Source organism: Pseudomonas sp. IT-P4 (assembly GCF_949767755.1).
GTDB classification, from domain to species: Bacteria; Pseudomonadota; Gammaproteobacteria; order Pseudomonadales; family Pseudomonadaceae; genus Aquipseudomonas; species Aquipseudomonas monachiensis.
In genome coordinates this window covers 37,912-50,198 of record NZ_CATKPX010000025.1, presented here as the reverse complement: position 1 = coordinate 50,198, position 12,287 = coordinate 37,912, and the positions used below count along the sequence as shown (strand labels likewise).

8 protein-coding genes are annotated in these 12,287 nt (G+C 57.4%); all 8 read right to left on the bottom strand.

From position 1 onward, the window contains the following. Positions 1 to 61: 61 nt before the first annotated feature. Positions 62 to 3,631 carry a glycosyltransferase gene (locus ACM6IT_RS10070; RefSeq protein ID WP_414917911.1) on the bottom strand — a complete coding sequence of 1,190 codons (3,570 nt, stop codon included), beginning with the start codon at positions 3,629 to 3,631 and terminating at the stop codon, positions 62 to 64. A gap of 87 nt (positions 3,632 to 3,718) precedes the next feature. Then, positions 3,719 to 5,278, bottom strand: a complete 1,560-nt coding sequence (locus ACM6IT_RS10065; RefSeq protein ID WP_414913085.1) for a flagellar hook-associated protein 3 — start codon at positions 5,276 to 5,278, stop codon at positions 3,719 to 3,721. A gap of 13 nt (positions 5,279 to 5,291) precedes the next feature. Beyond that, a complete protein-coding gene (flgK, locus tag ACM6IT_RS10060) occupies positions 5,292 to 7,349 on the bottom strand; it encodes a flagellar hook-associated protein FlgK (protein WP_414917910.1) in 2,058 nt (685 codons plus the stop codon). A 23-nt stretch (positions 7,350 to 7,372) separates the two neighbouring features. Then, a complete protein-coding gene (flgJ, locus tag ACM6IT_RS10055; RefSeq protein ID WP_414917909.1) occupies positions 7,373 to 8,662 on the bottom strand; it encodes a flagellar assembly peptidoglycan hydrolase FlgJ in 1,290 nt (429 codons plus the stop codon). Positions 8,663 to 8,673: 11 nt separating this feature from the next. Then, positions 8,674 to 9,762 carry a flagellar basal body P-ring protein FlgI gene (locus ACM6IT_RS10050; protein ID WP_056721516.1) on the bottom strand — a complete coding sequence of 363 codons (1,089 nt, stop codon included), beginning with the start codon at positions 9,760 to 9,762 and terminating at the stop codon, positions 8,674 to 8,676. 27 nt (positions 9,763 to 9,789) lie between these two features. Continuing rightward, the gene (gene flgH, locus ACM6IT_RS10045) at positions 9,790 to 10,485 is read right to left on the bottom strand and encodes a flagellar basal body L-ring protein FlgH (RefSeq protein WP_414913083.1); all 696 of its coding nucleotides are present in this window, start codon (positions 10,483 to 10,485) and stop codon (positions 9,790 to 9,792) included. Positions 10,486 to 10,537: 52 nt separating this feature from the next. Further along, on the bottom strand, positions 10,538 to 11,323 hold the full coding sequence (gene flgG / locus ACM6IT_RS10040; protein WP_056721513.1) for a flagellar basal-body rod protein FlgG: 786 nt from the start codon (positions 11,321 to 11,323) through the stop codon (positions 10,538 to 10,540). 45 nt (positions 11,324 to 11,368) lie between these two features. Continuing rightward, positions 11,369 to 12,109, bottom strand: coding sequence for a flagellar basal body rod protein FlgF (locus tag ACM6IT_RS10035; RefSeq protein WP_056721511.1), 741 nt, complete (start codon positions 12,107 to 12,109; stop codon positions 11,369 to 11,371). Positions 12,110 to 12,287 lie beyond the last annotated feature (178 nt).

The window sequence follows — 12,287 nt, the reverse complement described above, 5'->3', positions numbered from 1 at the left end:
CAGAACCCTTAATTCAGAAATTCAATGTCGAACCTGACAGATCGCCAAGTTGAACTGATGATCAGTTAACCAGCCAGGCATTAACCCATGGCTGAAGATTGTTTTGACTAAGTACAAAGTCACGCAGAACAACAGTCCGCAACTCATCTCCCATGCGGTAGCTGCCCTGGGGATCATTCAAATGCATGCGAATAGCTTCAAGCCATTCCTGAGTACTGTTGGTGCGCACGCGCGTGCACGGCAGATAACCGCGGTAAGCTTCTGTATCGGAGCAGACAACGGGGTAACCGCACGCGCCGTACTCCAACAAGCGCAGATTGCTCTTGCAGTCATTGAACAAATGGAACTCCAACGGAGCAAGCGCCAGATCGAGATTCAGACTGGCCAGCTTCTGCGGATAGGCATCAAGGCGTACGCAAGGATGGAATTCATGAATGTAAGGTCGTAACGCGTCGGGGCACATACCAAAAAACACCCACTCGACTTCATCTGCCAGCTCTCGCACCACTTCAGCGATGATTTCCAGATCTCCGGTATGGCTGGTGCCTCCTCCCCAGCCGACTCGTGGCTTGCTCGACGTTCCGCGCATACTGCGCACGCCGCTCCAGAGATGCTGCGCGAGCATATTGGGAACGACCCGGATATCGTGATGCATGTCGCTCAATGCATTGGCCAAAGCATTAGTGGTAACGATGACTCGCTCACATTGCGCAATACCTCGCTGCAACTGTTCCCGGACATCAGCGGGCTTGTCCCTTGCGTGAATATTCTTCTTCGGCACATCAAGGATGTAATCGTCAATTTCGAAGATACTCCTGGCATCGGAAAATCTTTTTAACCGCGCCATATCATCCACGGCTGACGCCGTGTGACGCAGTTGAAAGATCACGATATCCGGTTTCATCCGCTCAAAACCCATGACACCCGGAGTCTCATAGCTACAGCGCCCGGTTATGTGACCTGCCGACTCAAGCTGTAAAAATGGCTGCACGACGCGATAATGCCCTACAGCAGAAGCGTTCACTGGCAACCCAAGAACGAAGGGAAGTGAACGTGAGCGAAACGGGGCCCAACCACTTATCACCCCAGGATCCAGTGCAAAATTGGCTTTGGCAGGATTCAGAACGGGGCTGTAGGCGGGATCTTTGACAAATGTGGGAAGCCATCGGCGATAAAGCGCATCCCGTTCCTCCAGGTCCTTCGCAGAGTTCCCAGTGATCGTAAGATATGAAGCAGGGGAACCAAGCACCGTTGCATAGGGGGTGCTGACCACCAGATAACCCTGAGAACCGACTTTCAGACAAAAGTCGACGCCAGCAAGGGCGACACCAAACGAGTGTTCATCCAGTCCACCGACACTCTGAAAAACCTCTTTGCGAACCATCAGGCAGGCGCAGCTGACAGCACTCCAGTTTTGCACTACCTGCAAGCGCTGCATGTAACCAGGGCTGTGCGCGTCGATGCCTTCAAACGCCGCCGTTGCGCATGAGTCCAATGCCAATACAGCCCCCATGCCGACAGTTTTTCCCTCGACACTGACCACCTTGGGCCCGACAACACCGACTTCGGGGCGTACTGTATGATTCAACAATTCATTCAGCCAGTTGCCATTGAGTACACGTAATGTGGGCGACAGCAGCAAAATAAAATCACCCCGCGCCTGCCCGGCAGCAAAGTTAACGGCACCCGCGAATGTATCCGGTCCGGGAGTGTGCAGCACCCTGAGCATGGAAGGCGCCAGATGCGACATGGCCTCGAGCCAGTTATGCATTTCAATCGTGGACTTTTGCCCGCTGACGATCAGTATTTCGTAGCGGGTATAAGCTGTATGTTCAATGAGCCCTTCGACACAGACCTGCAAGGTTTCGAGATCCTCACCACTGGAGACAATAATCGAAACCATGGGTTGTTGATCAAGCAGATAGTCGACCCGATTGAGCCAAGGCTGCCCTTCCCTGTTGAGCTGATGGGCGACACCCAGTCGTTGAAGGTGTGCAGATAACACTCGTGAGTTTTGTTCGGTGACTTCAGAAGATGAAACCCACTGGGCGAAAGTAAATATTGATTCGACCTGAACCTCGGCGATGTGTTCGATGGCCGCCAGCCCAGCTGTCTCCACAATTCGCCAAAGCAGATCATGGGGCGCAAGCTCACCAAAATCGGTATTAAAACCGCCAAGCTCCACGAGTGTCTGGCAAGAGAACGCGAGGGATCGCCCTACGTAAGGGTAGCTTCGAAGCAAGTCCAGATTGAAATCGGGCTTGAACACCGGCTCGAAAGAGCGCCCCTCCTTTAGCTCGCCCTCATCGCTGTACACACAGGCCAGATTCGGTATGGTAGCAATACGCTCCGCCAGTACCAGCAATGCCGATTCGCTCAAGACGTCGCCAGCTCGCAGCAGATAGATCCAATCGCCAGCTAACTGAGCTGGCAATTCATTGACCTGAGAGGGCCAATCTTTTTGAAATTTGCCAGTGATCAGGTGTCCGTTATGTTCGACAAAGGTATTGGAAAACACCACAACGGTTGATGCTGTATACAGTTGGCCGGCTAGACTAGCCAGGGTAGACCGCACATCGCTGTCGTTTCCCTCAGGGTCAAGCACGACCAAAATGATTCGTGGCCTGGCAGGCCAGGCGGCGATGGTCTGTGGCAACAAGCGGCGCTGAACGTCAGAAAGCTTCCGGCAGGAGAGCCATTGCTGATAAAGCTCATCGTAACTCTCACAATCACTGCCGACCCTTGAAGACAGTCGGGTTTGCCACGTACCCAATATTCTCTGGATCGGTAACTCTTTCCATTGCCGGGGTGAAATTTGGGTGTCGATGAGATCGACAAAGCGTACCCAGCCGTCTGCAGGTGCGTCTTCCCCCGTACGCGACGAAAGCATCTGCATGAGCCAACTCCATTCGTTTTTTGCTTGAAGCAGGGTATCAACCTGCCTGCTCAAACGATTTGGATGCAATCGCTCTACGGAGCCAGTCCTATGGAGCATGATCAAATCAGCCCGACGTAGCAGGCAAACAAACATCACCAGATCCAGGATTGCCAGGAAACCCTGGCCTGGCTGAGTCAGCGCTGGTAGCAGGTCTCGTAAATCACTAGTACGCATCAAGGCGGATGAAAAGTTACCGAGAAAACTGACAGCTTGGCCGTCCAGGAATGCCAGAATGTCCTGTCCCTTGAGTAAACTGTCACCAAGTGGTAGCGCGATGTTCTGCAATCGATGCGGCAGGATGTAATTATTTTCATCAGAGAACAAACGCGGAGAAATTACAAGTTTAGACTCCGCGCAGCTATTCAGAGCAAGGGCCTGATCGCTCACGCAATGCGCGAGCAGTAGATCATCGTCACACAACACCTTGATGAACTCACCCTGGGCATTGTCCACGCACCGCTGAAGATTGTCGGCGAATCCAAGACGTTGCGAATTACGCAGATAACGTATGCCAGACTGGCCCGCATGAATCCTGGCCATGACCATCTGCTCGATCTCATCATCATCACTATCATCGCAGACGATGATCTCCAGGTTTTCATAAGTCTGATCTACCGCACTCTGTATCGCCATCTCAAAAAAACGCGAGTAGAAAGCAGGTATGACGATAGTGACGAGTGGATATAACTTCACGACTTATGTCCTTGACAAAAAAGCTCGCCAATTTCAAGCGAACATAAACTAGAGCACACCGAGTTAGTGGTACGACCTCAAATATCCTCAAACCTTATTAAACAGCCCCAACTGGGAGATTTTGCTGAACGCCAACTGCGATGCTTGCAACATGGTCTGCTGCAAGGTGAGCCGCGTCATCACTTCCGCCGAATCGGAATCACGAATCGCCGATTGCGTCTGAGAGTTTGCCAACACCAATGCCTGATTAGTGTCGCTTTGAGTATCCAGCGCCGAACCGCGACCACCGACCGAACTCAAACCGACGGACACCTGGTCAATACCACTGGCCAGGTTGGCCATACCCGACGTCATTGCCGACAATTGCTTTTGGGTGGCAACGGCATCACCGTCGGTTGGAGTATTCAGTGCGTTTTTCAGCTGGTTCACGGTATCCAGAATGTTCTGGGTTTCGTGGGTATTGACCGCCACGTTGAACTGATCGCCAGCTTCCAATGGGTCAGTCGCGGTGTCGTTCAACGTGAAACTCACACCCGACGCGGTCGCCACGTTGCCGACCATCGTGCCGCTGGAGACTGGGCTGCTGTCCGCGGCAATCGGTGCCGCGTACAAGTCGAAATCGGTGGCGCTGGTGAACTTCAGAACGGCCGAACCACTCGGAAAGCTGGCTTTATAGGCAGCCGGATCCGTCACGTTGGTGCCGGTCACCTGGGTTTGTGACGGGTTGCCCGGGCTGCGTGCCACGTTGAAGGTGTCTGGTTTGGCCGCCAGTTTGAACGTACGACCGATGAGTGCCGAAGAGCTGGTACCGGCCGGCAGGTTGACGCTCAGGGTCAGATCCACGCCGCGGAAGCTCACGGTCTGGTTCACGCCAGTGCCGACCACTCCGCCATTCGAAAGCTCGGAAGTTCTGTCGTTACCAGCCCCATCGGTAATTTTCAGTTGGGTACCGCTGACATATTCAATGGTGTAAGGCTCGCCGCCACGGAATTTATTGTTGTACGCCACGTTCGACGTCACTTGCCCGTTGGACAGATTCGCCAGACCATCATTCACCGAGGGAGTAACCTGGCTGCGGCTGGTGTTGATCGCCTGTTGGAACACATCCCAACCCGTGATATTACTGGCCATCGACATGCCATCACCCACCGGCAGATCCAGGGTCACCTGATCACCGTTGTAGCTGTAGGTGCCATCCGAGTTGTGGGTAAACGGTACGGTATTGCCCTTGGAACCGGCAAAAATGTATTTGCCGTTTTCGTCCTGGCTGTTCATCAGGCTCAGCAATTGCGCTTCAATCTGACCCAGCTCCGAGGCATTGGCCTGGCGGTCCGCATCGGTGTAGCTGGCATTATTGGCACCGATTGCCAGCTCCTTGGCACGTTGCAACACGTTGTTGATGCTGGTCATCACCGATTCGGCCTGACCCAGCGTCGCCTTGATGGTACTGGTGTTGGTCTTGTACTGATCAAGCATCGAAGCTTGCTGCCCCAATTGCAGCAAACGCGATGCGCCAACCGGATCGTCAGCGGCGGTATTTACACGAACGAGGCTGCTGACCTCTTCGCTGCTTTTAACGACGTTGGCAAAGTTCTTTTGATAGTTTGCTGCCGAGGACTCGTAAAACTGGGCGGTAGAAATGCGCATTAGCTACGACTCCTTAAAGACTGTTGATCAGTACGCTGAAGGTTTCCTGCGCAGCCTTGATGATCTGCGAAGAGGCGGTGTAATACTGTTGATACTTGACCAGGTTGCCGGTTTCCTCGTCGAGATCGACACCTGAAAGCGAGTCACGAGCGCCCTTGGCATTGGCCAGGATGGCGCCGGTCGCAGCACTGTCCAGCTTGCCTTGGGCTGCCTTGGAGCCGACACCCTCAACCAGTTTGCCGTAAGCATCGTTCAGGGAAATGCCCTTGCTCGCCGACCCTGTGTCCACGGTTTGCTTGGTCTGCAAATTCGCCAGCGCCGTGCCGCTACGGTTGTCCAGCGTGCCTGGCTGGCTGAGCGAGACGTTGATGGCGGTGCCTTTGCCCGGGGAGCCGGCAACGGCCATGTCGAAGCTGACGGTGTACTGAGTGGCAGGTGCAGGCGGGATCGGTGCACCGGTAGCGTCCTTGAGCGGTACCGTCAGACTCAGGGTGTTGTTTTCACCCGGCTTGATAGTGCCGCTGCTGATAACGCCACCTTTGGCATCCAGGAACTGGTAAGTCTGGCTGGTGCCGTCGGCGGAAACATCGCCAAACACGACCTTGGTCGGCATGGAGTTTTTCAGGCCGTTCTGCATCGCAGTGGTGGTGGCCGAGTCGTAGATATCAAATTTCGTGGTCAGGGTCGGCTGACCACTGGCCGGAATGGTCAACGTACCGCTACCACCCGCCGCGATCGCTGCGCCCAATGGCGCGGCGATCGCCAGACGCTTGGAGTCCGTCATCTCGGTCTTTATGCTGGTTGCCGCATTACGTGTCGGGGTGAATTTGAAGGTATCGCCCTTGGCTGCGCCACCGTTGAACGACATCGAGAACCCATCTATCACCGGCGCAGGCGTGGTCGCCGTGCTGAAGCTACCCATCGATGTGTTATCCGGCAGACGCTGAACGGTGAAGTCGGTAGCGCTCGTGAACGTGACCTTGTAATCATTGATGGTCAGCTTGCCGGTGTCCTCGATGCTCACATCGAAGTTACCGGAACCGGCACTGTTGCCGGTAGAAGCGATACTGCGCTGAGACATCTGCGCGGCACTGTTGATGCTGTTGAACAGGTTCGAACCGAAATCACCGTTCTTGTCGATGCCCTGAGCCTGGACACTGTTCATCTGATCGGCGACGACCAGCGCCACGCGCCCCAACTCGTTCATGGCCGGATCGAGTACTTCGCTGCGATAACGCAGCAGGCCGCCGATTTCACCACCGGTCATGATCGAGGTGATGTCGATGGTGCTCGAACCACGATTGAGCTGCAGCGACAAACGTCCCGGATCATCTTTACCTGGGACAGCCTCCAGCTTGTTAACCGTATCGCCAATCACCAGCGGCTGACCGCTGCCCAGATAGATATCTACGTTGCCCTCGCGCTCAACATATTGTGCACCGGTGAAGGTCGAAAGCTGGCGCATGGTTTCGTTGCGAGCGTCGAGCAGTTCGTTCGGCGAGCCGCCGGTGCTGGAAATTTCGCTGATCTTCTTGTTCAACTGCGCCACGGTAGTAGCCAGTTTGTTGACCTGATCAGCCATGTTCGTCAGGTTGCCGTTGATGTTCGCGTTCTGCGACTTCAACTGACTGGACACTGAATTGAAACGATTGCTCAGGGCTTGGGCATCGCTGAGCAACAACTGGCGGGAGGCGTCGTCGCCCGGTTTGGCATTGACGTTCTGTACCGAGGCGAAGAATTTGGTCAAGGCACCATTGAGACCGGTGCCACTGTCAGACAGCAAGGTATCGAGTGGCGTGACTTGCCCAAGGTACGCCGCCGAATCACTGTTGAGCGACGTTGTGGTCTGCAACTGTGCATCGAGGTAGCTGTTGTATACCCGGCGCACATCGGCCAGCGTCGTGCCGGTGCCGACGTAGACATTGCCGTACTGAATCGCCCCCTTGGTGCCCTGCACGGTTTGCTGGCGCGAGTACCCGGCGGTGTCGACGTTGGCAATGTTGTTGCCAGTCGTCACCAACGAGTTATGGCCAGCACTCAGCCCCGACATCCCGATATTGAGCAAACTCATGATTCAGACCTTATACCTTGTGCCTATAAAGGCGTAGTGGAAACGCCCGCCGCAGCGTAGTTCTGGTAACTCGTCATCTGCCTGGCTATCTGCGAAATCTTGCTCGCGTAGTTCGGATCGGTTGCGTAACCGGCTCTCTGCAACTCGCGTACAAACTGTTCTGGGTTATCGGCCGACTTCACGACATCTTGATAGCGATTGTTGGTCTGCAACAAAGTTACAAGGTCGTGGAAACTGTCCTTGTAGGAGTCGTAGGAGCGGAACTCGGCCGTCTCCTTGACCATCTGCCCGTTCCTGAATTCGCTGGTGATCGCCCGCGCCGAATTGCCCTGCCAACTATTGCCGGCCTTGATGCCGAACAGGTTGTGGCTGCTGCTGCCGTCCTGGGCACGCATTACCGACTTGCCCCAGCCGGTTTCCAGGGCCGCCTGAGCCACCAGGTAACGTGGATCGACCCCAATCCGTGCGGCGGCCTCCTTGGCCATCGGCAACATGGTGTTGACGAACTGGTCGGCGGAACTGAAGGCTTTCTTCGCCGGCGCCAGCGGAATCTGCGCCATGGCGCGACCGTAGATCTGCATGCCTCCAGAGGAGGATTGTTGCGCGGTCGCCAGCCAGTCGCCGTTGTACAGCGGCCCCGTGCCGGTGTTCGTCGTGCGCTCTGGCAAGGCTGTCCGGTTGAGCATCGTGGTGGCAGCGGTCGTCGCCGAAGGCACCAGCCCGGCCAACAGCCGGTCAGCCAGTTTCGGTGGCAGTGCCAGGCGTCGCTGATTGATCAGCGCCATGTCATTGCGATGAGCACCCTCGCCCGCCTCTTGTGGCGTATGGATTGAGCGCGAAGCCCACAACGGACGCTGGCCATTGACCCGCGACAACGGGCCATTGATTGCCACCGTGCCGGCCGCCACCGGTGTCTGCATGGCGGCCTTGGCAGCCTCTTGCTTGGCCAGCGATGCAGCGGCCGCCTCGCCCGGCGCCAACGGCTTGTTCTTCGACATCTGGCGCATCAGCACGTCCGCCAAACCAATACCACCGCCCTCGCGGGACATGGAAACGGCCAGCTGCTGATCGTACATTTCCTGGTACTGCTTGGCCGCCGGCGTGTTCATCGGGTTGTCCTGCCCCAGCGCTTCGGTTGCCGAGCGCATGGACTTGAGCATCTCACCGAGGAACAGCGATTCGAACTCCTGCGCCACCTTGCGCATATTGCCGTCGCTGTTCTTGTCGCCGACCTTGAGCTGATTCAGGCGATTGAGGTCCGAATAGGAGCCCGAATCGCTGCTGCTGACCAGACCGCTCTTGCGCATATCCACGATGGCCGTCCTCAGATCACGATCAGATCGGCTTGCAGGGCGCCGGCCTGCTTCAGCGCTTCGAGGATCGCCATCAAGTCACCCGGTGCCGCGCCAACCTGGTTCACCGCCCGCACGATTTCGTCGAGGGTGGTGCCGGGGCCAAACTTGAACATCGGCTTGGCTTCCTGCTGGGCGTTGACCTTCGAACGGGGTACCACCGCCGTCGTGCCATTGGACAGAGGGCCGGGCTGGCTGACGATCGGGTCTTCGGTAATGGTCACGGTCAGGCTGCCGTGGGTCACGGCGGCCGGGGAAACCTTGACGTTCTGGCCGATCACGATGGTGCCGGTACGGGAGTTGATGATGACTTTGGCCACCGCCTGGCCCGGATCGACTTCGAGATTTTCCAGGATCGACAGGTAATCGACGCGCTGGCTCGGATCGAGCGGCGCGGTCACGCGAATCGAACCGCCGTCGATGGCCTGGGCCACGCCAGGGCCGAGCATGTTGTTGATCTTGTCGACGATGCGCTTGGCGGTGGTGAAGTCAGAACGGTTGAGGTTCAGCGTCAGGCTGTTGCCCTGGTTGAAACCGCTCGGCACCGAACGCTCCACCGACGCACCACCGGGGATGCGACCGGCCGACGGAACGTTGACGGTAATCTTCGAGCCGTCTCGCCCTTCCGCATCGAAACCGCCGACCACCAGGTTGCCCTGGGCCACCGCATAGACGTTACCGTCGATACCCTTGAGTGGCGTCAACAGCAAGGTGCCGCCACGCAGGCTCTTGGAGTTACCGATGGATGAAACAGTGATATCGACCTGCTGACCCGGCTTGGCGAACGCCGGCAAATCGGCACTGATCGACACCGCCGCGACGTTCTTCAACTGCACGTTGCCCGAACCCGGCGGCACCTTGATGCCGAACTGCGAGAGCATGTTGTTGAAGGTCTGCAGGGTGAACGGGGTCTGCGTCGTCTGGTCGCCGGTGCCGTTTAGCCCGACCACCAGGCCGTAGCCGATCAATTGGTTGGAACGCACGCCGGAAATGCTGGCGATGTCCTTCAGGCGCTCGGCTTGAACGTTGAACGCTGCGGACATCAGGAACGCAGCCATCATGAGACTTCTGAAATTCAACGTAGCCACCTAGAAAGGGAACAGCGGGCTGAGGAAGAAACGGTCGAACCAGCCCGGCTGACTCGCATCGGCAAACGAACCGGTGCCCGAGTAGGTGATGCGCGCATCGGCGACACGGGTCGACGGCACGGTATTGTCGGTGGCGATGTCATCGGCGCGAACCAGGCCGGCAATCCGCACCAGCTCATCGCCGGTGTTGAGGGTCATCCACTTTTCGCCGCGTACCGCGATGATGCCGTTGGGCAACACATCGGCGACGGTGACCGTGATCGAACCGGTCAGGGTGTTGCCCTGAGCCGCCTTGCTGTCACCCTTGGTCGCGCGGTCACCTTCGTAGCTGGCACTCAGGCTCAGGTCGCCATCGCCGAACGGGTTGTTGGTGGTGGCGCTGCTGCCGAACAGCGAACTCAGGCCGATGTTGGCCTTGCTGTTCTTGCCAATTTGCGAGTTGGCGTTTTTGCTGGCCTGGGTCCTTTCGTTCAGGGTGATGGTGATGATGTCACCGATCCGGAACGCCTTGCGGTCGGTGTACAGATTCTGTTCGAAACCGGCCTGATAGATCGAGCCATTGTTCGCGGCCGCCGGCAACGGCGTGCGCGGCAACACCGGAGCGTAGTAAGGGTCATTGGGCTTGGGCGTCGCAGGCACGCAACCTGCGAGCGCGGTGATCCCACTCAGTGCCAGAACAGATACATAGCGATTCATGACCCTACCTCACGGTGTTGCAGGCGGCCCAATGGCCGCCACATAGACTTGATTACAGATTCTGCGTTACGAACGAGAGCATCTGGTCGGCGGTGGAGATCACCTTGGAGTTCATCTCGTAGGCGCGCTGGGTGGTGATCATGTTGACCATCTCCTCAACGGTGCTGACGTTGGACGTTTCCAGGGTGTTCTGCAGCGTGGAGCCGAAACCGTTCAGGCCCGGAGTGCCGACTTGCGGCGCGCCGCTGGCGGCGGTTTCCAGGAACAGGTTGTTGCCCACGGCCTGCAGGCCGGCCGGGTTGATGAAGTCGGCGGTTTGCAGGTTGCCGATCACCTGGGCTGCCGGGTTGCCGGCAACGGTGATGGACACGGTGCCGTCGCGGCCGACCGTGAAGGTCTGCGCTTCGTTCGGAATGACAATGGCCGGCTCCAGGGCAAAGCCGCTGGCATTGACGATCTGGCCGTTGGAGTCCAGGTGGAACGTACCGTCACGGGTATAGGACGTGGTGCCGTCCGGTTGCAGGATCTGGAAGAAACCGCGACCGTCGATGGCCATGTCCAGCGGCTGCTCGGTGGTTTGCAGGCTACCGGCGGTGAAGTTTTTCTGGGTGCCGACGATGCGCACACCGGTACCCAGTTGCAGGCCCGACGGCAGTTCGCTGTCCTGGGTCGACTGGGCGCCAGGCTGGCGCTTGATCTGGTAGAGCAGATCCTGGAACTCGGCGCGGTCACGTTTGAAACCCGTGGTCGACACGTTGGCCAGGTTGTTGGAAATGGTCGTCAGGTTGGTGTCCTGGGCGGACAGACCTGTCTTGGCAACCCATAGAGCCGGAAGCATTCGATTCTCCTCGTGCGCCTGTTTTACGGCGCGACGTTCTGGTAATTAGCTGATCTGCAAGACCCGAGCCATGGCCTGGTCATCGTCTTTGGCGGTGTTCATCATCTTGATGTGCAGCTCGAACTGCTTGGCCAAGGCCAGTACCGAGGTCATCTCTTCCACGGCATTGACGTTGCTCGACTCGAGGAAACCGGACACCAGCTTGACGTTGGCATCGGCCTGCGCCGGTTGGCCGTCCTTGGTATGGATCGAACCATCCAGACCCTTGGTCATGTTCTTGAGGTCCGGGTTGACCAGCTTGATGCGGTCGACTTCCGCCATCACCCGGGGACCTTCGCCCAACGCGCGGATGCTGATGGTGCCATCCTCGCCGACTTCGATCTGCTGCTCCGGCGGTACGGCAATCGGCCCGCCATTGCCTATGACCGGCATGCCGTTGCCGGCGCGCAACACGCCCAGGGCGTCAACGTTCAGGCTGCCGGTGCGCACGTAGCTTTCAGTGCCATCGGGCGTCTGCACGGCAATCCAGCCGTTGCCTTGCACGGCAACGTCGAGGTCGCGACCGGTTTCCACCAGTGAACCAGGGGAGAAATCCGTGCCCGGGCGTTCGGACATGGCAAACGCACGCGCCGGAAAGCTGTCACCGAACACCGGCATCGAACGGGCTTGCTCCAGGTCTTTCTGGAAACCGTTGGTGGAGATGTTCGCGAGGTTGTTGGCATGAGCCTTTTGCGCCAGTGCATTCTGGCTGGCGCCGGTCATTGCCACATAAAGGTACTTGTCCACAATTGTTCCTCTGCCTGCCGGACGTTTGCCGTCCACTGCTGTACTGCTGAGCCATAAGCAATTTGCAGACCAACTTGTTTTTGGCAGCGCGAGGCCCGGCAAACAGGGGACTTTGAGGAATCAGAAGGGAATGGTGATTTGTATCAGAGACGAAAAACCGGCGGTGTCATGCCGCTTC

Coding starts and splice junctions, on each gene's coding strand:
- flgG (WP_056721513.1), bottom strand. CDS start 11,323: ATGCTTCCGGCTCTATGGGTTGCCAAGACAGGTCTGTCCGCCCAGGAC.
- flgK (WP_414917910.1), bottom strand. CDS start 7,349: ATGAGTTTGCTCAATATCGGGATGTCGGGGCTGAGTGCTGGCCATAAC.
- ACM6IT_RS10065 (WP_414913085.1), bottom strand. CDS start 5,278: ATGCGCATTTCTACCGCCCAGTTTTACGAGTCCTCGGCAGCAAACTAT.
- flgH (WP_414913083.1), bottom strand. CDS start 10,485: ATGAATCGCTATGTATCTGTTCTGGCACTGAGTGGGATCACCGCGCTC.
- ACM6IT_RS10050 (WP_056721516.1), bottom strand. CDS start 9,762: ATGATGGCTGCGTTCCTGATGTCCGCAGCGTTCAACGTTCAAGCCGAG.